30 protein-coding genes are annotated in these 19,175 nt (G+C 68.6%); 4 read left to right on the forward strand and 26 right to left on the reverse strand.

Features of this window, described 5'->3' with window-relative positions:
- Nucleotides 1–99 precede the first annotated feature (99 nt).
- The 26 genes from rplO to rfbB form a co-directional block, all read right to left on the reverse strand.
- Nucleotides 100–552, reverse strand: coding sequence for a 50S ribosomal protein L15 (gene rplO, locus ABTX81_RS07490; protein WP_255752515.1), 453 nt, complete (start codon nucleotides 550–552; stop codon nucleotides 100–102).
- 2 nt (nucleotides 553–554) lie between these two features.
- Entirely contained in the window at nucleotides 555–737 is a 183-nt protein-coding gene (gene rpmD, locus ABTX81_RS07495; protein ID WP_030055835.1) for a 50S ribosomal protein L30, read from the reverse strand.
- Nucleotides 737–1,360, reverse strand: coding sequence for a 30S ribosomal protein S5 (rpsE, locus tag ABTX81_RS07500; RefSeq protein ID WP_350542294.1), 624 nt, complete (start codon nucleotides 1,358–1,360; stop codon nucleotides 737–739). The genes rpmD and rpsE overlap by 1 nt, the downstream gene beginning before the upstream one ends.
- Before the next feature lie 48 nt (nucleotides 1,361–1,408).
- Nucleotides 1,409–1,792 carry a 50S ribosomal protein L18 gene (gene rplR / locus ABTX81_RS07505; RefSeq protein ID WP_350542295.1) on the reverse strand — a complete coding sequence of 128 codons (384 nt, stop codon included), beginning with the start codon at nucleotides 1,790–1,792 and terminating at the stop codon, nucleotides 1,409–1,411.
- Between the two features lie 3 nt (nucleotides 1,793–1,795).
- Entirely contained in the window at nucleotides 1,796–2,335 is a 540-nt protein-coding gene (gene rplF, locus ABTX81_RS07510) for a 50S ribosomal protein L6 (RefSeq protein WP_350542296.1), read from the reverse strand.
- A 22-nt stretch (nucleotides 2,336–2,357) separates the two neighbouring features.
- Entirely contained in the window at nucleotides 2,358–2,765 is a 408-nt protein-coding gene (gene rpsH, locus ABTX81_RS07515) for a 30S ribosomal protein S8 (protein WP_238862988.1), read from the reverse strand.
- A gap of 272 nt (nucleotides 2,766–3,037) precedes the next feature.
- The gene (locus tag ABTX81_RS07520; protein ID WP_030055830.1) at nucleotides 3,038–3,223 is read right to left on the reverse strand and encodes a type Z 30S ribosomal protein S14; all 186 of its coding nucleotides are present in this window, start codon (nucleotides 3,221–3,223) and stop codon (nucleotides 3,038–3,040) included.
- Between the two features lie 4 nt (nucleotides 3,224–3,227).
- On the reverse strand, nucleotides 3,228–3,797 hold the full coding sequence (gene rplE, locus ABTX81_RS07525; RefSeq protein ID WP_030280779.1) for a 50S ribosomal protein L5: 570 nt from the start codon (nucleotides 3,795–3,797) through the stop codon (nucleotides 3,228–3,230).
- Complete coding sequence (rplX, locus tag ABTX81_RS07530; RefSeq protein ID WP_270151185.1) at nucleotides 3,797–4,108, reverse strand: 50S ribosomal protein L24; 312 nt, start codon at nucleotides 4,106–4,108, stop codon at nucleotides 3,797–3,799. Before rplX ends, rplE begins: the two co-directional genes overlap by 1 nt.
- A 15-nt stretch (nucleotides 4,109–4,123) precedes the next feature.
- A complete protein-coding gene (gene rplN / locus ABTX81_RS07535; protein ID WP_196949334.1) occupies nucleotides 4,124–4,495 on the reverse strand; it encodes a 50S ribosomal protein L14 in 372 nt (123 codons plus the stop codon).
- A 102-nt stretch (nucleotides 4,496–4,597) separates the two neighbouring features.
- Complete coding sequence (gene rpsQ / locus ABTX81_RS07540) at nucleotides 4,598–4,870, reverse strand: 30S ribosomal protein S17 (protein WP_014136278.1); 273 nt, start codon at nucleotides 4,868–4,870, stop codon at nucleotides 4,598–4,600.
- On the reverse strand, nucleotides 4,870–5,094 hold the full coding sequence (gene rpmC / locus ABTX81_RS07545) for a 50S ribosomal protein L29 (protein ID WP_209414070.1): 225 nt from the start codon (nucleotides 5,092–5,094) through the stop codon (nucleotides 4,870–4,872). Before rpmC ends, rpsQ begins: the two co-directional genes overlap by 1 nt.
- On the reverse strand, nucleotides 5,094–5,513 hold the full coding sequence (gene rplP, locus ABTX81_RS07550) for a 50S ribosomal protein L16 (protein WP_030232476.1): 420 nt from the start codon (nucleotides 5,511–5,513) through the stop codon (nucleotides 5,094–5,096). The genes rpmC and rplP overlap by 1 nt, the downstream gene beginning before the upstream one ends.
- Before the next feature lie 5 nt (nucleotides 5,514–5,518).
- Nucleotides 5,519–6,343, reverse strand: coding sequence for a 30S ribosomal protein S3 (rpsC, locus tag ABTX81_RS07555; RefSeq protein ID WP_030232473.1), 825 nt, complete (start codon nucleotides 6,341–6,343; stop codon nucleotides 5,519–5,521).
- On the reverse strand, nucleotides 6,343–6,690 hold the full coding sequence (gene rplV, locus ABTX81_RS07560; RefSeq protein ID WP_030280773.1) for a 50S ribosomal protein L22: 348 nt from the start codon (nucleotides 6,688–6,690) through the stop codon (nucleotides 6,343–6,345). The genes rpsC and rplV overlap by 1 nt, the downstream gene beginning before the upstream one ends.
- A 57-nt stretch (nucleotides 6,691–6,747) precedes the next feature.
- Entirely contained in the window at nucleotides 6,748–7,029 is a 282-nt protein-coding gene (gene rpsS, locus ABTX81_RS07565; RefSeq protein WP_035848164.1) for a 30S ribosomal protein S19, read from the reverse strand.
- An 11-nt stretch (nucleotides 7,030–7,040) separates the two neighbouring features.
- Nucleotides 7,041–7,877, reverse strand: coding sequence for a 50S ribosomal protein L2 (rplB, locus tag ABTX81_RS07570; protein ID WP_030232466.1), 837 nt, complete (start codon nucleotides 7,875–7,877; stop codon nucleotides 7,041–7,043).
- Between the two features lie 36 nt (nucleotides 7,878–7,913).
- Nucleotides 7,914–8,231 carry a 50S ribosomal protein L23 gene (gene rplW, locus ABTX81_RS07575; RefSeq protein ID WP_030300381.1) on the reverse strand — a complete coding sequence of 106 codons (318 nt, stop codon included), beginning with the start codon at nucleotides 8,229–8,231 and terminating at the stop codon, nucleotides 7,914–7,916.
- On the reverse strand, nucleotides 8,231–8,908 hold the full coding sequence (rplD, locus tag ABTX81_RS07580; protein WP_350542297.1) for a 50S ribosomal protein L4: 678 nt from the start codon (nucleotides 8,906–8,908) through the stop codon (nucleotides 8,231–8,233). The genes rplW and rplD overlap by 1 nt, the downstream gene beginning before the upstream one ends.
- A 4-nt stretch (nucleotides 8,909–8,912) precedes the next feature.
- Nucleotides 8,913–9,560: a 50S ribosomal protein L3 gene (rplC, locus tag ABTX81_RS07585; RefSeq protein ID WP_350542298.1), complete on the reverse strand. Its 648-nt coding sequence runs from the start codon at nucleotides 9,558–9,560 to the stop codon at nucleotides 8,913–8,915.
- A 14-nt stretch (nucleotides 9,561–9,574) separates the two neighbouring features.
- Nucleotides 9,575–9,883, reverse strand: a complete 309-nt coding sequence (rpsJ, locus tag ABTX81_RS07590) for a 30S ribosomal protein S10 (RefSeq protein ID WP_012785157.1) — start codon at nucleotides 9,881–9,883, stop codon at nucleotides 9,575–9,577.
- A gap of 393 nt (nucleotides 9,884–10,276) precedes the next feature.
- Nucleotides 10,277–12,079 (reverse strand): hypothetical protein, encoded by a 1,803-nt coding sequence (locus ABTX81_RS07595; protein WP_350542299.1) that lies wholly within the window; start codon nucleotides 12,077–12,079, stop codon nucleotides 10,277–10,279.
- A 54-nt stretch (nucleotides 12,080–12,133) separates the two neighbouring features.
- Nucleotides 12,134–12,526 carry a DUF2304 domain-containing protein gene (locus ABTX81_RS07600; RefSeq protein ID WP_350542300.1) on the reverse strand — a complete coding sequence of 131 codons (393 nt, stop codon included), beginning with the start codon at nucleotides 12,524–12,526 and terminating at the stop codon, nucleotides 12,134–12,136.
- A complete protein-coding gene (locus ABTX81_RS07605) occupies nucleotides 12,523–13,212 on the reverse strand; it encodes a glycosyltransferase family 2 protein (protein WP_350542301.1) in 690 nt (229 codons plus the stop codon). Before ABTX81_RS07605 ends, ABTX81_RS07600 begins: the two co-directional genes overlap by 4 nt.
- A 76-nt stretch (nucleotides 13,213–13,288) precedes the next feature.
- Nucleotides 13,289–14,635 (reverse strand): lipopolysaccharide biosynthesis protein, encoded by a 1,347-nt coding sequence (locus tag ABTX81_RS07610; protein ID WP_350542302.1) that lies wholly within the window; start codon nucleotides 14,633–14,635, stop codon nucleotides 13,289–13,291.
- On the reverse strand, nucleotides 14,632–15,609 hold the full coding sequence (gene rfbB, locus ABTX81_RS07615; protein WP_350542303.1) for a dTDP-glucose 4,6-dehydratase: 978 nt from the start codon (nucleotides 15,607–15,609) through the stop codon (nucleotides 14,632–14,634). Before rfbB ends, ABTX81_RS07610 begins: the two co-directional genes overlap by 4 nt.
- Before the next feature lie 117 nt (nucleotides 15,610–15,726).
- Here rfbB and rfbA point away from each other — a divergent pair, with 117 nt between their 5' ends.
- From rfbA to ABTX81_RS07635, 4 genes are read left to right on the forward strand one after another with little or no spacing between them, the layout of a single operon-like run.
- On the forward strand, nucleotides 15,727–16,602 hold the full coding sequence (rfbA, locus tag ABTX81_RS07620) for a glucose-1-phosphate thymidylyltransferase RfbA (protein ID WP_350542304.1): 876 nt from the start codon (nucleotides 15,727–15,729) through the stop codon (nucleotides 16,600–16,602).
- A complete protein-coding gene (locus ABTX81_RS07625; protein WP_350542305.1) occupies nucleotides 16,599–17,198 on the forward strand; it encodes a dTDP-4-dehydrorhamnose 3,5-epimerase family protein in 600 nt (199 codons plus the stop codon). The genes rfbA and ABTX81_RS07625 overlap by 4 nt, the downstream gene beginning before the upstream one ends.
- A 46-nt stretch (nucleotides 17,199–17,244) precedes the next feature.
- A complete protein-coding gene (locus ABTX81_RS07630; RefSeq protein WP_350542306.1) occupies nucleotides 17,245–18,141 on the forward strand; it encodes a glycosyltransferase family 2 protein in 897 nt (298 codons plus the stop codon).
- Nucleotides 18,142–18,189: 48 nt separating this feature from the next.
- The gene (locus ABTX81_RS07635; RefSeq protein ID WP_350542307.1) at nucleotides 18,190–19,155 is read left to right on the forward strand and encodes an NAD-dependent epimerase/dehydratase family protein; all 966 of its coding nucleotides are present in this window, start codon (nucleotides 18,190–18,192) and stop codon (nucleotides 19,153–19,155) included.
- The last annotated feature ends 20 nt before the right edge of the window (nucleotides 19,156–19,175 follow it).

Genomic DNA, 19,175 nt, shown 5'->3' on the forward strand with positions numbered 1-19,175 from the left:
ACCCCCGCGCGGACCGCCCGCACCCGGAGGACCGCGAAAAGCAGCGAGCCCCGCGTCTCCCGGAACGGGAGACGCGGGGCTCGCGGAAAGTCAGCGGGCTCAGACGAGCTCGGTGACCGTACCGCCGGCGGCGGTGATCTTCTCGGCGGCGGAGCCGGAGACGGCGTCCACCGTCACCTGCAGCGCGACCGAGATCTCGCCGGTGCCGAGCACCTTGACGAGGGAGTTCTTGCGAACCGCGCCCTTGGCGACCAGGTCCTCGACCGTGACCTCGCCACCCTGCGGGTAGAGCTCGGCCAGCTTGTCGAGGTTGACGACCTGGAACGTGATCTTGAACGGGTTCTTGAAGCCCTTCAGCTTCGGCAGACGCATGTGGAGCGGCATCTGGCCACCCTCGAAGCGCTGCGGAACCTGGTAGCGGGCCTTGGTGCCCTTGGTACCACGACCGGCGGTCTTACCCTTGGAGCCCTCACCACGACCCACGCGGATCTTGTCGGTCTTGGCACCCGGGGCGGGACGCAGGTTGTGGATCTTGATCGGGTTGTCGCCCATGATCAGTCCACCTCCTCAACCGTCACCAGGTGACGGACCGTGTGGGCCATCCCGCGGATCTCGGGACGGTCCTCCTTCACCACGACGTCGTGCATCCGCTTGAGGCCAAGCGAGCGCAGGGTGTCACGGTGGTTCTGCTTGCTGCCGATGTACGACTTGGTCTGCGTGATCTTCAGGCGAGCCATCAGGCACTCACCCCGGCAGCAGCCCGGGCGCGCAGCAGACCGGCCGGAGCCACGTCCTCGAGCGGCAGACCGCGGCGGGCGGCCACCTCCTCGGGGCGCTGGATCTGCTTGAGCGCGGCAACGGTGGCGTGCACGATGTTGATCGCGTTGTCCGAGCCGAGCGACTTCGACAGGATGTCGTGAACGCCGGCGCACTCCAGGACGGCGCGCACCGGACCACCGGCGATAACACCGGTACCGGGGGCGGCGGGCTTCAGCAGCACGACGCCGGCGGCCTTCTCACCCTGGACGGGGTGAGCGATGGTGCCCTGGATACGGGGGACCTTGAAGAAGTTCTTCTTGGCCTCCTCAACGCCCTTGGCGATGGCGGCCGGAACCTCCTTCGCCTTCCCGTAACCAACACCCACGGTGCCCTCGCCATCGCCCACCACGACCAGCGCGGTGAAGGAGAAGCGACGACCACCCTTGACAACCTTGGCGACACGGTTGATCGCGACGACGCGCTCGACGTAAGCGGTCTTCTCGACGGCGGGGGCGTTGCCCCGGTCGTCACGCTTACGGTCGCGCCGCTCGCCACCGGTGCCGCCGCCGGCGCCGCTACCGCGGCGCTGGGGTCCAGCCATTGGAATTACCTCTCTCGATTACGTCCGCCGACAGAGTCGACGAGCGGCTTAGAAGTCGAGCCCGGCCTCACGGGCCGCGTCCGCCAGGGCGGCGATGCGGCCGGCGTACCGGTTGCCCGCGCGGTCGAAGACGACCGACTCGATGCCGGCAGCCTTGGCGCGCTCGGCGACCAGGCTCCCGACCTTCTTGGCCAGCTCGGTCTTGTCGCCCTCGGCGCCCTTGATGGACACGTCGAGGGTGGACGCCGACGCCAGGGTGTGACCCTTGGCGTCGTCGATGACCTGGGCGACCATGTGGCGGTTCGAGCGCGTCACCACGAGACGCGGACGCACCTCGGTGCCGACGATGCGCTTGCGAACGCGGATCGCGCGGCGCTTGCGAGCGGCGCTCTTGTAGGCGTTGCCCTTGCCGATCTTGACAGAGACACTCATCGCTTACTTACCACTCTTTCCGACCTTGCGGCGGATGACCTCGCCCGCGTACTTGACACCCTTGGCCTTGTACGGGTCCGGCTTGCGCAGCTTGCGGATGTTCGCGGCGATCTCGCCGACCTTCTGCTTGTCGATGCCGTCCACGTGGAACTTGGTGGGCGACTCGACGACGAAGGAGATGCCCTCCGGCGCGGTGACCAGGATCGGGTGGCTGTAGCCGAGCGAGAACTCCATGTCGGAGCCCTTCGCCGCGACACGGTAACCAACACCGCTGATCTCGAGCGACTTGCGGTAGCCCGCGGTCACGCCGGTGATCATGTTCGCCACCAGCGTGCGGGTCAGGCCGTGCAGGGCCTTCGAGCGACGCTCGTCGTTCGGGCGGGTGACGACGACAGTGCCGTCCTCGCCCTTGCCGATCTCGATCGGCTCGGCGACAACGTGGGTGAGCGAGCCCTTCGGGCCCTTCACCGAGACCGCCTGGCCATCGATGGTGACGTCCACACCAGCGGGAACCTGGATGGGCAGCCGTCCAATGCGCGACATTGCTGTACCTCCCTTTCCCGAATTACCAGACGTAGGCGAGAACTTCTCCGCCTACGCCCTTCTTGGCAGCCTGCTTGTCGGTCAGGAGGCCGGACGACGTGGAGATGATCGCCACGCCCAGGCCGCCGAGCACCTTCGGCAGGTTGGTGGACTTTGCGTAAACGCGCAGACCCGGCTTGCTGATGCGCTTGATGCCGGCGATGGAGCGCTCACGGTTGGGGCCGAACTTGAGCTCGATGGTCAGCTTCTTGCCGACCTCGCCCTCAGCGGGCTCCTCAACCTTGTAGGAGGAGATGTAACCCTCCTGCTGCAGGATCTCGGCGACGTGCGCCTTGATCTTGCTGGCCGGCATCGCCACGGAGTCGTGGTACGCCGAGTTCGCGTTACGCAGACGCGTGAGCATGTCTGCGATGGGGTCGGTCATGGTCATGATGGCCTCAGGCCTCTCTCGCCGTGGTTTCTCCGCACCAGGTCCCCCTGTCGCACTCCGGGGAGTTCGACAGGGGCACAAGCACAGGGGACCTGCGACGTAGTAAGACTGGGATGCGAGCCCCTTCCTCGCGGAAGGGTCACAGCCGTCCATGGAGACGCCGTGACAGGGGGCCCGACCCCACAACCTTACGGGATTCCGTACGGCAGCCCAAAAACGGGCGGTGTGGGATCGGGCACCTCTGCCTCGCTGATGTGCCTAGGGCTGCTGGATTACCAGGAGCTCTTGGTCACGCCCGGCAGCTCGCCGCGGTGCGCCATCTCACGGAGGCAGACACGGCACAGGCCGAACTTGCGGTACACCGAGTGCGGACGGCCGCAGCGCTGGCACCGGGTGTAGGCCCGGACGCCGAACTTCGGCTTGCGCTCGGACTTCGCGATGAGGGACTTCTTCGCCATTGGCTCACGCCTCCTTGAACGGGAAGCCCAGAGCGCGCAGGAGCGCCCGGCCCTCGTCGTCGGTCTGAGCGGTGGTCACGACGGTGATGTCCATACCGCGCTGACGGTCGACCTTGTCCTGGTCGATCTCGTGGAACATAACCTGCTCGGTCAGACCGAAGGTGTAGTTGCCACGGCCGTCGAACTGCTTCGGGGAGAGGCCACGGAAGTCACGGATACGCGGCAGGGCCAGCGACACCAGACGGTCCAGGAACTCCCACATGCGGTCACCACGGAGGGTGACGTGCGTGCCGATCGGCTGGCCCTCGCGCAGCTTGAACTGCGCGATGGACTTGCGAGCCTTGGTCACGGCCGGCTTCTGACCGGTGATCGCGGTCAGGTCGCGGATCGCGCCCTCGATCAGCTTGCTGTCACGGGCGGCCTCGCCGACACCCATGTTGACCACGACCTTGACCAGGCCGGGGATCAGCATGACGTTCTCGTACGAGAACTGCTCCTGCAGCTGGCCCTTGATCTCGGAGTTGTAACGCTCCTTGAGGCGGGGGGCCACCTTCTCAACAGTCGTCTCAGACATCAGATGTCCTCACCGGTCCGCTTGGCAACGCGGATCTTGTTGCCCTGGTCGTCGAAGCGGTAGCCGACGCGGGTGACGACCTTCTTGCCGTCCTTCTCCACGACCAGCTGGACGTTGGAGACGTGCACCGGGGCCTCGACGGTCACGATGCCACCCTGGGTACCCGGACCCGGCTTGGTGTGCTTCTTGACCCGGTTGACACCCTCGACCAGGACCTTGTTCTCGGCCGGCAGGGCCTGGATGACCTTGCCCTGCTTGCCCTTGTCCTTGCCGGTGATGACCTGGACCAGGTCACCCTTCTTGATCTTCATGCTGTTCGCCATGGGTTAGAGCACCTCCGGCGCCAGCGAGATGATCTTCATGAACTTCTTGTCGCGCAGCTCGCGGCCCACCGGGCCGAAGATGCGGGTACCGCGGGGGTCACCCTCGGTGTTCTTGAGGACGACGGCGGCGTTCTCGTCGAACCGGATGTAGGAACCGTCCGGACGACGGCGCTCCTTCACGGTGCGGACGACGACGGCCTTGACCACGTCACCCTTCTTCACCGAACCACCGGGGATCGCGTCCTTGACGGTCGCGACGATGACGTCCCCGATGCCGGCGTAGCGGCGACCGGAGCCACCGAGAACACGAATGCAAAGGATCTCCTTCGCACCAGTGTTGTCGGCAACACGCAGTCGCGACTCCTGCTGGATCACAACGTTCTCCTGATCGTCAACGAGAGTCGACGGGCCGGCCGCTGCTCACACCGGCGCCCGCGCGGGGCCCGCTGCACATACGGCCGTACCTCATCGGCTTCGTTACTTGGCCTTCTCGAGGATCTCGACGACGCGCCAGCGCTTCGTCGCGGACAGCGGCCGGGTCTCCATGAGGAGGACACGGTCGCCGACACCGCACGCGTTCTGCTCGTCGTGCGCCTTCAGCTTGTTCGTACGGCGGATGACCTTGCCGTACAGAGCGTGCTTGACGCGGTCCTCGACGGCGACGACGACGGTCTTGTCCATCTTGTCGCTGACGACGAGACCCTCACGGGTCTTGCGGAAACCGCGCGTCTCGTTGGTGTTCTCAGTCATCAGGCGTTCTCCACCGTCTCGATGCCCAGCTCGCGCTCGCGCATCAGGGTGTAGATCCGCGCGATGTCCTTGCGGACGAGCTTGAGCCGTCCGTGGTTGTCGAGCTGCCCGGTCGCCGCCTGGAAGCGGAGGTTGAACAGCTCCTCCTTGGCCTCACGCAGCTTGGCAACGAGAGCCTCGTTGTCCAGCTGGCGGAGGTCAGCAGCCTTGGTAGCGGCCGACATCAGCTCTCACCGTCCTCGCGCCGGACGATCCGGCACTTCATCGGCAGCTTGTGAGCGGCGCGGGTGAGCGCCTCACGAGCAACCTTCTCGTTCGGGTACGACAGCTCGAACATGACCCGACCCGGGTGCACGTTCGCGATCCACCACTCCGGCGAACCCTTACCGGAACCCATGCGGGTCTCGGCCGGCTTCTTGGTCAGCGGGCGGTCCGGGTAGATGTTGATCCAGACCTTGCCGCCACGACGGATGTGACGGGTGATCGCGATACGAGCGGACTCGATCTGACGGTTCGTCACGTAGGCCGGGGTCACGGCCTGGATGCCGAACTGGCCGAACGCCAGCTCGGTGCCACCCTTGGCAGCGCCACGGCGCTTCGGGTGGTGCTGCTTGCGGTGCTTGACCCGACGGGGGATCAGCATTGCGGTCAGGCCTCCGTTCCGGTGTTCTCGGCAGCCGGAGCCTCGGCGGCGACCGGGGCCTGAGCCTCGGCAGCGGCGGGACGACGGCCGCGGCCACCGCGCTCGCCACCACGGCGCTCGCCACCGCGGGCGGGACGACCACCCTCGGGACGGGCCGGGCGGTTGCCCGAGCGGGCAGCGGCGTTCTCAGCGCGGACCTCGGCGATGTTCTTGACGTCGCCCTTGTAGATCCAGACCTTCACGCCGATGCGGCCGAAGGTGGTCTTGGCCTCGAAGAAGCCGTAGTCGACGTTCGCGCGCAGGGTGTGCAGCGGCACACGGCCCTCGCGGTAGAACTCCGAACGGCTCATCTCGGCGCCGCCGAGACGACCGGAGCACTGGACCTTGATGCCCTTGGCGCCGGACTTCATGGTGCCCTGCATCGACTTGCGCATGGCACGACGGAAGGAGACGCGGGAGGACAGCTGCTCCGCGACGCCCTGAGCCACGAGCTGGGCGTCCAGCTCGGGGTTCTTGACCTCGAGGATGTTCAGCTGGACCTGCTTGCCGGTCAGCTTCTCCAGGTCGCCGCGGATGCGGTCGGCCTCGGTGCCACGGCGACCGATGACGATGCCGGGGCGAGCGGTGTGGATGTCGACGCGGACGCGGTCGCGGGTGCGCTCGATCTCGACCTTGGAGATGCCGGCGCGCTCCATGCCCTTCGTCATCATGCGACGAATGGCGACGTCTTCCTTGACGTAGTCCTTGTACAGCTTGTCGGCGTACCAGCGGGACTTGAAGTCCGTGCTGATGCCGAGGCGGAACCCGTGCGGGTTAACCTTCTGGCCCATTACCGGGTCCCTTCCTTGCTGCTGACGACCACGGTGATGTGGCTGGTCCGCTTGCGGATCCGGTAGGCGCGGCCCTGGGCACGCGGACGGAACCGCTTCAGGGTCGGGCCCTCGTCAACGTACGCCTCGGAGATGTAGAGGTCGTCCACGTTGGAGTGGTTGTAGTTGTGCGCGGCGTTGGCAATGGCGCTGTCGAGCACCTTGCCGACCGGCACGGTGGCGGCCTGCGGAGCGAAACGCAGGACGGCCTGGGCCTCCGTGGCATTCATGCCACGGATGAGGTCCACCACGCGGCGGGCCTTCATGGGCGTCACGCGGATGTACCGCGCCTGTGCCCTGGCTTCCATGGTTGTCCCCTTAATGGAGTAAGTCATTGAGTCGGTCTGGCTTTGAAGCTCAGGCGACTAGCGACGCTTCGACTTGCGGTCGTCCTTGACGTGGCCGCGGAAGGTACGGGTCGGAGCGAACTCGCCCAGCTTGTGGCCGACCATCGACTCGGTGACGAACACCGGGACGTGCTTGCGACCATCGTGAACCGCGATCGTGTGGCCGAGCATGCTCGGGGAGATCACGGAGCGACGGGACCAGGTCTTGATGACGTTCTGGGTACCCGCCTCGTTCTGAGCGTCCACCTTCTTGATGAGGTGGCCGTCGATGAAGGGGCCCTTCTTAAGACTGCGCGGCATCTGACCTGCTCCTAGCGCTTCTTGTTGGTCTTGCGGCGGCGCACGATGAGCTTGTCCGACGCCTTGTTCGGGCGACGGGTACGGCCCTCGGGCTTACCCCACGGCGAGACCGGGTGGCGACCACCGGAGGTCTTACCCTCACCACCACCGTGCGGGTGGTCGATCGGGTTCATGGCGACACCACGCACGGTCGGGCGGACGCCCTTCCAGCGCATGCGGCCGGCCTTGCCCCAGTTGATGTTCGACTGCTCGGCGTTGCCGACCTCGCCGACGGTCGCGCGGCAGCGCGCGTCCACCAGGCGGATCTCACCGGAGGGCATGCGCAGGTGCGCCATCTTGCCCTCACGCGCCAGCAGCTGGATGCCGGAACCGGCCGAGCGGGCCAGCTTGGCACCGCCACCGGGACGCAGCTCCACCGCGTGGATGGTGGTACCGACCGGGATGTTGCGCAGCGGCAGGTTGTTGCCCGGCTTGATGTCGGCGCCAGCGCCGTTCTCGATCCGGTCACCCTGCGCGATGCCGCGCGGCGCGATGATGTAGCGCTTCTCGCCGTCCGCGTAGTGCAGGAGCGCGATGCGCGCGGTGCGGTTCGGGTCGTACTCGATGTGCGCGACCTTGGCCGGCACGCCGTCCTTGTCGTGACGACGGAAGTCGATCACACGGTAGGCGCGCTTGTGACCGCCACCCTGGTGGCGAGCGGTGACACGACCGGCGTTGTTACGGCCGCCCTTGCTGTGCAGGGGGCGAACCAGCGACTTCTCCGGCGTGGACCGCGTGATTTCGACGAAGTCGGCCACGCTCGAGCCACGACGGCCCGGCGTAGTCGGCTTGTACTTGCGGATACCCATTTTCGTCCTCGTCTTGATCGACGATCACGGCCTCCGTCAGGAGGTCGGACCACCGAAGATGTCGATGCGGTTGCCCTCGGCCAGCGTCACGATGGCGCGCTTGGTGTCCTTGCGCTTGCCGAAACCCGTCTTGGAGCGCTTGCGCTTGCCCTGACGGTTGATCGTGTTGACAGCCTCGACCTTGACCGAGAAGACCGCCTCGACGGCCTGCTTGATCTGGGTCTTGTTGGCGCCCGGCGACACGATGAACGTGTACTTGTTCTCGTCGAGGAGGCTGTAGCTCTTCTCGGAGATAACCGGCTTCACCAGGACGTCACGGGGGTCCGTGAACGTCTTGCTCGTAACGTCGCTCATCAGGCGGCGCTCCCTTCGAGCTCGCCCTCAGCGGCAACGGCCTTGGCGGACGCGGCCGGACCGGCCACGAAACGCTCGAAGGCGGCCTGGGTGAAGACCACATCGTCGGAGACGAGCACGTCGTAGGTGTTCAGCTGACCGGCGTCCAGGATGTGGACGTTCGGCAGGTTGCGAGCGGACTTCAGGCCCAGCTCGTCCGCACGCTCGACGACCAGGAGGACGTTCTTGCGCTCGGTGATCTTGCCGAACAGGCTCTTGGCGGCCTTGGTCGACGGCGCCTCGGTCGCGGTCACGCCGGTGACGACGTGGATGCGGTTGTGGCGGGCCCGGTCGGTGAGCGCACCACGCAGGGCGGCGGCGATCATCTTCTTCGGGGTCCGCTGCGAGTAGTCGCGCGGCACGGGACCGTGCACGACGCCACCGCCGGCGAACTGCGGCGCACGGGTCGAGCCCTGACGGGCGCGGCCGGTGCCCTTCTGGCGGTACGGCTTCTTGCCGCCGCCGCGGACCTCGCCACGAGTCTTGGTCTTGTGGGTGCCCTGACGGGCCGCAGCGAGCTGCGCCACGACGACCTGGTGCATCAGCGGAACGCTGACCTTCGCGTCGAAGATCTCGGCCGGAAGCTCAACGCTGCCGGTCTTGTCGCCAGCCGGCGACAGGATGTCAATGGTGGTCATTTCCTCACAGCCCCTTCGCCGCGGTGCGGACGAGGACGAGGCCGCCGTTCGGGCCCGGGATCGCGCCCTTGATGAGGAGCAGACCCTTCTCCGCGTCGACCGCGTGAACGGTCAGGTTCTGGGTGGTCACACGCTCGTGGCCCATCCGACCCGCCATCCGCAGGCCCTTGAACACGCGGCCCGGGGTGGCGCAGCCACCGATGGAACCGGGCGAGCGGTGCTTGCGCTGGGTGCCGTGACCGGCGCCGAGACCACGGAAGTTGTGGCGCTTCATGACACCGGCGAAGCCCTTGCCCTTGGAGGTGCCGGTCACGTCGACCTTGACACCCGCCTCGAACACCTCGGCGGTGAGCTCCTGGCCGAGGGTGTACTCGGACGCGTCCGAGGTACGGATCTCGACCAGGTGACGGCGCGGGGTGACACCGGCCTTGGCGAAGTGGCCCGCGAGGGGCTTGTTCACCTTGCGGGGGTCGATCTCGCCGAAGCCGAGCTGGACGGCGTCGTAGCCGGCCGCGCTGTCGGCGGTGTGGACCTGGGTCACGACATTCGGCCCAGCCTTGACGACGGTCACCGGAACGATCCGGTTGTTCTCGTCCCAGACCTGGGTCATGCCGAGCTTCTCGCCCAGGATGCCCTTAATCTGCTTAGCCATCTTCGGTGCGCCTCTCAGAGCTTGATCTCGATGTCGACGCCCGCCGGCAGGTCGAGACGCATGAGCGAGTCAACCGTCTTCGGCGTGGGGTCGAGGATGTCGATCAGACGCTTGTGAGTACGCATCTCGAAGTGCTCGCGCGAGTCCTTGTACTTGTGCGGCGAGCGGATGACGCAGTACACGTTCTTCTCAGTGGGCAGCGGCACCGGGCCCGCGACCTGCGCACCAGTACGGATCACCGTCTCGACGATCTTCTTCGCCGAGGAGTCGATGACCTCGTGGTCGTAGGCCTTGAGCCGGATGCGGATCTTCTGTCCCGCCATGGCTACCTTGTAGTCCTTCTGTCCTAGTCACTGCACGACCCCCGCTCCGACCCCCGCGCTCGGGCGTGTCGCACTCGCGCTTGCAAAAAACCGGCGATCGACTCGTCGGTTTCAAACTTTCGGGGTGGGGGGAGCCGGGCCGAGGCCCCGCACACGCTTCCCGGAAGATTCCCGTACGTCCGCCCCGCAGCTGCCGTGGCGTAACACTCACGCTTGACGGCCATCACGGGAACGACGAGTACATGGGACTCGCTTCCGGTCCTCCCGGCGGGAGGCGCGCAGCATCGGCAACTCAACCGAGCAACTTGGACATACTGCCACAGTCGTGAGCCGGAAAGCCAATCGGGGCCGGTGAGGCGTACCTCACCGGCCCCGGCGGGGCGATCCGGACGGCTACTGCTTCGGGCCGTTGTCCCAGGGGGCGCGGCGGCCGCAGACCTCCTGCCACTCGTCCACCGCGACGCCCGCGCACCAGATGAACTTGTCGGTGTCGGCGACCGGCTCCCAGTCCTTGATGATGATGTCCGAACAGCTCGTCGCCGGCGCGTACTTGGGGCAGCTGCCGTCGGCCTTCTTGATGGTGTGCGCCCGCCAGGCGTCCAGGCCCATCCGGCCGTACTTCTGGTCCTCCGGCATGTAGCGGTTGACCGACCAGGAGGCGCCCATCGTGCCGAACAGGGCGAGCGCGCAGACCAGGCCCGCCGCCAGCTGCCGCAGCATCCGGCCGGACAGCACCTGGGTGCCGGCCGGGGCGTCGTCCTTGCGGAGCACCCGCTCCAGCCAGCCGCTCCCCCGGTGGTAGGCCGCCATCAGCCCGAGCACCGCGAGGATCATCAGGCAGTACAGGATGATCCAGGTGGTCCGCGGGTACAGCGCGACGGCCTGGCTCTGGGCCATCTTGGCGGCGAAGGTGAACCGCATCAGCCAGGCGCCGGCCAGCACGGCGGCCGCCGTGCGCACCGCGAGGTTGCGCAGCCCCAGGCCGATGCCCAGGCCCACCGCCGCGATCAGCAGCACCGCGAACCCGGTCTGCCCGGCCAGCTCACCGCTCGCCGGGAAGTCCTGGTAGTCCAGGTCGCCGGAGCGGTCGGAGGCCCAGCCGAGGACGTAGGTCGGGTCGGTGAAGGTCATGATGTAGCCGTAGCGGTCCGGGATGTCCGCGCCCAGCGTCATGATCTGGTACAGCAGCGGGGCACCGACCAGCCCGGCGCTCACCACCGTGGTTCCCACCAGGGCGAGGCCCCGCAGGACGGCGTCCCGGCCCTTGCGCCAGGGGAAGACGAACAGCGTCAGGACGAAGATGCCCGGCGCCGACCACAGGTACCAGCCCGAGTACCAGAGGAACAGCAGGCCGAAGACCACGCCGAAGCCCAGGCCGCGCAGCACCGCGGAGCGCATCGACAGCTCGGCGGACCGCCGGATCTCGCGCAGCACCGCGGTCAGCAGCGGCACCAGCATGATCATCACGACGTGGCTGTACGGGCGGATCGGGTCGAGGAAGACCACGGCGGCCGGCAGCGCGATCAGCAGCGCCCAGAACGGCCGCAGCAGCAGCCGCCAGGCCAGGTAGCTCATCGGGCCGACCAGCGCGCTGAAGAGGATCTGCAGGTCGTGCAGGGCGAAGCCCTCGCTGCCGACGCCGTCGTAGCGGATCTCGGCCCACTTGGCGATCAGCCAGGGGAAGCCGGGCGGGTAGACGCCGGGCAGGCCCTTGTCGTGCAGCATCCCGGTGGCCATGTGGACCAGGACGCTCGGGTCGCCCTCCTGGCCGCCGAGCGGCCAGGGCGTGCCGTTCAGGGCGACCACGACGCCGCCGGCGATCACGCCGGTCGACAGGCCGGCCAGCGCGGCGCAGACCAGCCGCTGGGTGAGCCGGTGCCGGCGCAGGGTGCCCCGGTAGGCGGTGAAGAGCAGCACCGCGAGCAGCGGCAGCCCCACGATCGCGACGTACTGCTGGATCTTGGCGAGGCCGCTGACCTGCCCGACCCGGTTCATCGGATTGACGTTGATCCGGGTGCAGAGCAGCGTGAACCCGATGGCCGCGATGACACTGACCAGGATCTCGGCCGTTATCTGGGCCCAGCGCCGGGTCATCAGGCCGGGCTTGGCCTCTCCCCCGGCCGGAGCCGCGGCCGGAGGAGCCACCGGTTGCGGCTCCTCGGTACTGCTGACCGGTCCGGCGGCCAGGTTCGTCATCTCAGTCCATTTCCGTCGGATCGGCTGTACTGGTCGTGCGTGCCGCCGGGGCGGCTACCTCTCGGAGCCCACCGAGAGGGCCGGCTCGTCCTCGGCGAAGCGCTCCTTGTTGACCCGCTGGCCGTCGTTGACGGCGACGGTGCGGGCCAGGTCGGTCAGCTTCTTCTCCAGCGAGCGGAAGCGCATGAAGGTGTTCAGCGTCATGAAGGCCATCGCCACCACGAGCAGGTAGAGCACCAGGTCGGTGCCGCGGCCGACGCCCAGCTTGTTGGCGACCCAGGTGACGTCCTGCGGGCGCAGGACGGCGTACACGTTGGCGATCACGAAGGCGAAGAACGCCATCCGCTTCCACGCGCGGGTGTGCGCGGCGTCCCAGCGGCGGATGAACGCGAACACGAGCACGCCCGTGCCGACCATGAGCAGCAGCTGGATCCAGAGGTACTTCACTTGCGGCCACGCTCCCTGAGCGAGATGTCGAAGAGGATGTTGACGCCGTTGATCAGCGACTGGCCCTTGGAGCGGGAGTACTCGGTGTACAGGATGTCCACCGGGACCTCCATGACGCGCAGGTCCGAGGCGGCCAGCGTGGCCACGATCTCGGAGGCGTGAGCCATGCCGTTCATGGTGATGCGGAGCGCGGACGCGGCCTTGCGGTTGATCACCCGCAGGCCGTTGTGCGAGTCCGTGAGGTTGAGCTTGCGCGCGGTGGGGCTGATCGTCGCAGCGGTCCGCAGGACCACCCGCTTGATCCACGGCACCTCGCCGGTCTGCTCGATGAAGCGGGAGCCGAGGACCACGTCGGCCTCGTCGGCCCGGAGCAGGGCGACCATCTTCTCGACGTCGTGCGTCTGGTGCTGGCCGTCCGCGTCGAAGGTGGCGAAGTACTTGGCGCCGGGCTGCTTGAGGGCGTAGTTGAAGCCGGTCTGCAGCGCCGCGCCCTGGCCGAGGTTGACGGGGTGCTGCACCAGGTGCGCACCGGTGGTCATGATGGTCTCGGCCGAGTTGTCGGTCGAACCGTCGTCGATGACGACGATGTTGGGGAAGGTCTTGCGGGCGTTCTCGATCACGTCGGCGATGACGGTTCCCTCGTTGTAGGCGGGGATCACCAGCCACACATCGTCATAGTCGGACATCATGGCTCCATGCCGCATCGTGCGGCCGCGGGTCGCGGCGAAATCGAGTGTGTCGTGGGGGCGTCCGTGGAACCGGTCATACCGAGTCCACCAGAGAGCGCCGGGACGCGCCGGGCACGTCCGCTGCGGCGCCGGGCGGTTCCCGCAGGAAGGTCAGCCAGAGCGCGGCGAGCATGCATCCGACCGCGGCCAGCGAACCCATAGTGTAGGCGAGGCAGACCCGGGTCGCGATCGCGCCCGGGGCGAGGGTGGTGACCAACAGGGCAACAGTTCCGGTCGCCCAGCCGAGCAGTTGGAGGCGGTGGCGGTGCAGGACCAGCAGCGCCTGACCGAGCACCATCGCCAGCATGTAGCAGAGGGTGCCCGCCGACATCAGCAGGAAGTCCAGCGAGCCGAGGACGTCGTCCGCCTTGAAGAGCACCTGGATCAGCCACGGTCCGAGGATCGTGGCGGGGATGCCGCCGGCCACGCCGAGCACGGTGACCACACCGCAGGTGCGCACCAGCAGCTTGGAGAACCCGGCGCGGTCGCCGGCCGCCGCGGTGCTCGACAGCCCGGCCAGCAGCGAGGCCTGCAGCGACCCGAAGACGAACAGCGGCACCCGGGCGAGGACGACCGCGTTCAGCAGGCCGGCCACCAGGGCGGCGTCGTCCGGCGCCAGCAGCCGGGTGGAGACCACGGCGGCGTTGACGACCACCTGCGAGAGCAGGGTGGAGGCGACCAGCGGGGCCAGGCCGCCGGTGAGCGCGCCCCAGCCGACCGCGGGGCCGGCCGAGATGCCGGAACGCAGCGGCCGGACGGTGGCCAGCACGGCCACCAGCGGGGCGACCGCCAGGATCAGGGCGAACACCAGCGGCGAGCGGACGCCGGCCACCGCGCAGCCGACGGCCAGCACGATGCGCAGGGCGCCGTCGATGGCGAGCTGGGCGCCGTACGCGCCGAAGCGGTTGAGGCCGGCCAGCACGCCGCGGCTCACATTGGAGGCCGCCATCGCGACGAAGGAGGCGGCGAGCGCCACCACCATGCTGCGGTGGCCCTCGAAGAAGGTGTCCGCCAGCGGGCGGGCGGCCACCGCCATGCCGCCGGTCAGCACCGCCAGCATCCCGGCGGTGATCAGCAGGATCCGGCGGACGACCGGCGCGGCGCCCTGTCCGCCGACCACCCGGGCGGCCACGATCCGGGTGAGTTCCTGCTCGATCGGGAAGAAGAGTCCCAGGCCGACGGACATCAGGATGGTCCAGAGCAGCGAGACCGAGGCCATCTCCGGCTTGCCGAGCGTGTAGCCGGCCGCCATGAGGTGGACGTACGAGGCGGCGCCGAGCAGCACCGTTCCCCCGATCACCAGCTGGGTGCCCGGGGGAAGAGCGCTGACGACCTTGGCCAGCGGGGAACGGCGCGGCGCCGTGCTGCCCTCGTCGCTCACGACTGCTGCGCGGCCTTCACCTTGAGCGGCTCCCACCAGGCGCGGTTCTCGCGGTACCAGGCGATGGTCGAGGCCAGGCCCTCCTCGAAGGTGACCTGCGGCTCGTAGCCGAGCTCCTCGCGGATCTTGCTGATGTCCAGCGAGTAGCGCAGGTCGTGGCCCTTGCGGTCCTCGACGCGGTCGACCATGTCCCAGCCGCGGCCGGCGGCCTCCAGCAGCAGGCCGGTGAGCTCCTTGTTGGTGAGCTCGACGCCGCCGCCGATGTTGTAGACCTGGCCGGCCCGGCCCTTGCGCAGCGCGAGGTCGATGCCGCGGCAGTGGTCCGAGACGTGCAGCCAGTCGCGGATGTTGCCGCCGTCGCCGTACAGCGGGACGCGCTTGCCGTCGATCAGGTTCGTCGTGAAGAGCGGGATGACCTTCTCGGGGAACTGGTACGGCCCGTAGTTGTTGGAGCAGCGGGTGACCACCACGTCCATGCCGTGGGTGCGGTGGTAGGCCAGGGCGAGGAGGTCGGAGCCGGCCTTCGAGGAGGAGTACGGGGAGTTCGGCGCGAGCGGCCACTCCTCGGTCCAGGAGCCCTCGGTGATCGAGCCGTACACCTCGTCGGTGGAGACGTGCACGAAACGGCCGACCTTGTGCTTGCGCGCGGCGTCCAGCAGCACCTGGGTGCCGACCACGTTGGTCATGACGAACGGGCCGGCGCCGGCGATCGAGCGGTCGACGTGGGACTCGGCGGCGAAGTGGACGACCGCGTCGTGCCCGGGCATCGCCTGGTCGACGGCGTCGACGTCGCAGATGTCGCCGCGGACGAAGGAGTAGCCGGGGTGGTCGGCGACGGGCGCGAGGTTCTCCTCGACGCCGGAGTACGTCAGCTTGTCGAAGACGGTGACGCGCGCCGCGGGGTCCGCCGACAGCAGCGCTCGGACGAACTGGGACCCGATGAATCCGGCGCCGCCGGTGACGAGGATACGCATAGTGCGGCTGAGTATAGTGCGCGCGCGCAGGCCCCCCCGCCGGGGTCCGGACGATGATGCGTGGGCGTCCGAAGGCTGGTTGCGGCCCGGGACGGCAGGCCACGTAAGGTGTGCGCCATGCGCGGCATTCTTCTTGCGGGCGGCACCGGTTCCCGCCTCTGGCCCCTCACCCGGGCAGTCTCGAAGCAGCTCCTTCCGGTCTTCGACAAGCCGATGATCTACTACCCGCTCTCGACGCTGATCATGGCCGGGATCCGCGAGATTCTGATCATCACCACGCCCCAGGACCGGGACCAGTTCGAGCGGCTGCTCGGTGACGGCTCGCAGCTCGGCCTGGAGCTCCAGTACGCCGTCCAGGAGCGCCCCGAGGGCATCGCCCAGGCCTTCGTGCTGGGCGCCGACTTCATCGGTGACGAGCCGGTCGCGCTGATCCTCGGCGACAACATCTTCCACGGCAGCGGCCTCGGCACCCGGCTCGCGCAGCGGACCGACCCCAAGGGCGGCATGGTCTTCGCCTACCCGGTGGCCGACCCGACCGCCTACGGCGTGGTCGAGTTCGACGAGTCCGGCCAGGTCATCTCGATCGAGGAGAAGCCGACCGCGCCGAAGTCCCGCTACGCCGTCCCCGGCCTCTACTTCTACGACAACCGCGTGGTGGAGATCGCCCGCTCGATCACCCCGAGCGCCCGCGGCGAGCTGGAGATCACCGCCGTCAACGACGCCTACCTGCAGCGCGGCGAGCTCCAGGTGACCGTCCTGGACCGCGGCACCGCCTGGCTGGACACCGGCACCTTCGTCTCGATGGTGCAGGCCTCGGAGTTCGTCCGGGTCATCGAGGAGCGCCAGGGCTTCAAGATCGGCTGCGTCGAGGAGGCGGCCTGGCGGGCCGGCTTCCTCACCTCCGAGCAGCTGCGCGAGCTGGCGCAGCCGCTGCTGAAGAGCGGCTACGGCCAGTACCTGGTGAACCTGCTGGACGAGGAGACCGCCCGATGAAGTTCCGCGAGCTGTCCATCGAGGGCGCCTGGGAGATCACCCCGCAGCTGCACGGCGACCCGCGCGGCCTGTTCATGGAGTGGTACCGCTTCGACAAGCTGTCCGAGGTGGTCGGCCACCCGCTGCGGATGGCCCAGGGCAACCTCTCGGTCTCCGCGAAGGACGTCGTGCGCGGCATCCACTTCGCCGACGTCGCGCCCGGCCAGGCCAAGTACGTGAGCTGCGTGCGCGGCGCCGTGCTGGACGTGGTCGTCGACCTGCGGGTCGGCTCGCCGACCTTCGGCCGCTGGGAGTTCGTCCGCCTCGACGACGTCGAGCGCCGCTCGGTGTACATCTCCGAGGGCCTCGGCCACGGCTTCTGCGCGCTGACCGACGACGCCACGCTCTCCTACGTCTGCTCCGAGACGTACAACCCGACCGGCGAGCACGCGGTGCACCCGCTCGACGCGGAGCTGGCCATCGAGTGGCCGGCCGAGGTCCCCCAGCTGTCCGCCCGGGACGCCGCCGCCCCGACGCTGGCCGAGGCCATCGAGACCGGCCTGCTGCCGGACTACGAGGAGTGCCTGCGCTACCGGCGTTCGCTCGGCGGCCAGTAGCCTTCTCGCGTCCCCTCCTACCCGGAAAACACCTGGTGCGCCGTTCATGACAACTCTTGACATCATGCTGCCCTACTACGGCAACGTCGCCCTGATGCAGGCGGCCGTCCGCAGCGTCCTGGCCCAGAGCGACCCGAACTGGCGTCTCACCGTGGTGGACGACGGCAAGGAGCCGGACGTCCCGGGCTGGTTCGCCGAGCTCGGCGACCAGCGGGTCTCGTACCAGCGCAACGAGCAGAACCTCGGTGTCACCGGCAACTACCGCAAGTGCCTGGGCCTGGTGCGCGAGCAGCACTTCGTCATGATGGGCACCGACGACATCATGCTGCCCGACTACGTCGAGACCGCCCGGGCCGTCCTCAAGGACAACCCGGACATCGGCATGGTCCAGCCGGGCGTCCAGGTCATCGACGGCGACGGCACGCCCACCGAGGGGCTGGTGGACCAGGCGAAGAAGCGGATCTACGCGCCCAAGGTCCAGGGCCGCAAGCTGATGAGCGGGGAGGAGCTGGCGATCAGCCTGCTCCGCGGCAACTGGCTGTTCTTCCCCTCCATCTGCTGGCGCACCGAGGCCGTGAAGGCGGTCGGCTTCCGGGACAACCTGGAGGTCACCCAGGACCTGGCGCTGGTCATCGACCTGCTGCAGACCGGCGAGCAGATGATGATCACCGACAAGGTCACCTTCCAGTACCGCCGGCACGCCGTCAGCATCTCCTCCGCGCAGGCCTTCACCGGCGTCCGCTTCGAGGAGGCCAACCGCTTCTTCCGGGACGTCGCCGACCGCCTGGACGCGCACGGCTGGTCCCGGGCCGCCAAGGCCTCCCGGCTGCACCTCTCCTCCCGGATCCACGCGCTCACCATGGTCCCGGGCGCGGTCAAGAACCGGCACGGCGAGGGCACCAAGACCCTGCTGCGGCACGTCGCCGGCACCGACCGCTACTGAGCAACGCCCACCGCCCCACCCGTACCCGACCTACCGGAACCAGAGGCCATGGCCGCTAGCAGCACAGCTCTCCCCCGGGTCGCCGTTCTCGGCGGCACCGGCTTCATCGGGCGCACCATCCTCGCCACCCTCGCGGAGCGGGGCCACCACCTGCTCACCATCGCCCGCAAGGAGCCCGCCGACGCCCTGCCCGGCGACTTCGCCCGGCTGGACCTGACCAACGACCCGCCGGCCGACCTGGCGGCCCTGCTGGCCGAGCACCGGATCGACGTGGTGGTCAACGCGGCCGGCGGGATGTGGGGCCTGACCGACGAGCAGATGGTCGGCGCCAACGTCGGCATGGTCGCCTCGCTGCTGGAGGCGCTGCGGTCGATGACCGCTCCCCCGCGCCTGGTCCACCTCGGCTCGGTGCACGAGTACGGCCTCTGCCCGATCGGCGTCGGCCTGGCCGAGGACTCCGAGCCCCAGCCGTCGATGGTCTACGGGCAGCTCAAGCTCCGGGCCACCGAGCTGATCGCGGACGCCGTGCGCGAGGACGGGCTGGACGCCGTCGTGCTGCGGCTCGGCAACGTCGTCGGCGCGGGCCAGCCCTCGCACAGCCTGCTCGGCGTCATGGCGGGCAAGCTGGCCGCCGCCCGGGCCGCCGGGACCGAGGCCGAGCTGGCCCTTCAGCCGCTCACCGCCCAGCGGGACTTCGTGGACCTGCAGGACACCGTCGACGCCATCGTGGCTGCCCTGCCGACCGCCCCGCAGGCCCCGGCCGTGCTCAACGTCGGCCTGGGCCGGGCCAGTTCGGCGCGCGAGCTGGTCGAGCTGCTGATCGACGTCAGCGGCGTGCCGACCCGGATCACCGAGGTCCCGGCGCCGGACGGCACCGGCCCGGAGACCGAGTGGCAGCAGCTGGACGTCACCGCGATCGGGAAGGCGCTCGGCTGGGCCCCCCGCCGCACGCTGCGCGACGCGGTCCGCACCCTCTGGGAGGACGAGGTGCGGCGCACGCCCGCGCTCGGCTGACCCCCCGGACAGCACGATCG

It is taken from the genome of Kitasatospora sp. NPDC097605, from assembly GCF_040302725.1.
In the GTDB taxonomy this organism is placed as follows: domain Bacteria; phylum Actinomycetota; class Actinomycetes; order Streptomycetales; family Streptomycetaceae; genus Kitasatospora.

Excerpts from the sequence above, each read along its gene's own strand:
- rplO (WP_255752515.1), bottom strand. The coding sequence starts at position 552 with ATGGGCGACAACCCGATCAAGATCCACAACCTGCGTCCCGCCCCGGGT.
- rpmD (WP_030055835.1), bottom strand. The coding sequence starts at position 737 with ATGGCTCGCCTGAAGATCACGCAGACCAAGTCGTACATCGGCAGCAAG.
- rpsE (WP_350542294.1), bottom strand. The coding sequence starts at position 1,360 with ATGGCTGGACCCCAGCGCCGCGGTAGCGGCGCCGGCGGCGGCACCGGT.
- rplR (WP_350542295.1), bottom strand. The coding sequence starts at position 1,792 with ATGAGTGTCTCTGTCAAGATCGGCAAGGGCAACGCCTACAAGAGCGCC.
- rplF (WP_350542296.1), bottom strand. The coding sequence starts at position 2,335 with ATGTCGCGCATTGGACGGCTGCCCATCCAGGTTCCCGCTGGTGTGGAC.
- rpsH (WP_238862988.1), bottom strand. The coding sequence starts at position 2,765 with ATGACCATGACCGACCCCATCGCAGACATGCTCACGCGTCTGCGTAAC.
- ABTX81_RS07520 (WP_030055830.1), bottom strand. The coding sequence starts at position 3,223 with ATGGCGAAGAAGTCCCTCATCGCGAAGTCCGAGCGCAAGCCGAAGTTC.
- rplE (WP_030280779.1), bottom strand. The coding sequence starts at position 3,797 with ATGTCTGAGACGACTGTTGAGAAGGTGGCCCCCCGCCTCAAGGAGCGT.
- rplX (WP_270151185.1), bottom strand. The coding sequence starts at position 4,108 with ATGAAGATCAAGAAGGGTGACCTGGTCCAGGTCATCACCGGCAAGGAC.
- rpsQ (WP_014136278.1), bottom strand. The coding sequence starts at position 4,870 with ATGACTGAGAACACCAACGAGACGCGCGGTTTCCGCAAGACCCGTGAG.
- rpmC (WP_209414070.1), bottom strand. The coding sequence starts at position 5,094 with ATGTCGGCCGCTACCAAGGCTGCTGACCTCCGCCAGCTGGACAACGAG.
- rplP (WP_030232476.1), bottom strand. The coding sequence starts at position 5,513 with ATGCTGATCCCCCGTCGGGTCAAGCACCGCAAGCAGCACCACCCGAAG.
- rpsC (WP_030232473.1), bottom strand. The coding sequence starts at position 6,343 with ATGGGCCAGAAGGTTAACCCGCACGGGTTCCGCCTCGGCATCAGCACG.
- rplV (WP_030280773.1), bottom strand. The coding sequence starts at position 6,690 with ATGGAAGCCAGGGCACAGGCGCGGTACATCCGCGTGACGCCCATGAAG.
- rpsS (WP_035848164.1), bottom strand. The coding sequence starts at position 7,029 with ATGCCGCGCAGTCTTAAGAAGGGCCCCTTCATCGACGGCCACCTCATC.
- rplB (WP_030232466.1), bottom strand. The coding sequence starts at position 7,877 with ATGGGTATCCGCAAGTACAAGCCGACTACGCCGGGCCGTCGTGGCTCG.
- rplW (WP_030300381.1), bottom strand. The coding sequence starts at position 8,231 with ATGAGCGACGTTACGAGCAAGACGTTCACGGACCCCCGTGACGTCCTG.
- rplD (WP_350542297.1), bottom strand. The coding sequence starts at position 8,908 with ATGACCACCATTGACATCCTGTCGCCGGCTGGCGACAAGACCGGCAGC.
- rplC (WP_350542298.1), bottom strand. The coding sequence starts at position 9,560 with ATGGCTAAGCAGATTAAGGGCATCCTGGGCGAGAAGCTCGGCATGACC.
- rpsJ (WP_012785157.1), bottom strand. The coding sequence starts at position 9,883 with ATGGCGGGACAGAAGATCCGCATCCGGCTCAAGGCCTACGACCACGAG.
- ABTX81_RS07595 (WP_350542299.1), bottom strand. The coding sequence starts at position 12,079 with ATGACGAACCTGGCCGCCGGACCGGTCAGCAGTACCGAGGAGCCGCAA.
- ABTX81_RS07605 (WP_350542301.1), bottom strand. The coding sequence starts at position 13,212 with ATGTCCGACTATGACGATGTGTGGCTGGTGATCCCCGCCTACAACGAG.
- rfbB (WP_350542303.1), bottom strand. The coding sequence starts at position 15,609 with ATGCGTATCCTCGTCACCGGCGGCGCCGGATTCATCGGGTCCCAGTTC.
- rfbA (WP_350542304.1), top strand. The coding sequence starts at position 15,727 with ATGCGCGGCATTCTTCTTGCGGGCGGCACCGGTTCCCGCCTCTGGCCC.
- ABTX81_RS07625 (WP_350542305.1), top strand. The coding sequence starts at position 16,599 with ATGAAGTTCCGCGAGCTGTCCATCGAGGGCGCCTGGGAGATCACCCCG.
- ABTX81_RS07630 (WP_350542306.1), top strand. The coding sequence starts at position 17,245 with ATGACAACTCTTGACATCATGCTGCCCTACTACGGCAACGTCGCCCTG.
- ABTX81_RS07635 (WP_350542307.1), top strand. The coding sequence starts at position 18,190 with ATGGCCGCTAGCAGCACAGCTCTCCCCCGGGTCGCCGTTCTCGGCGGC.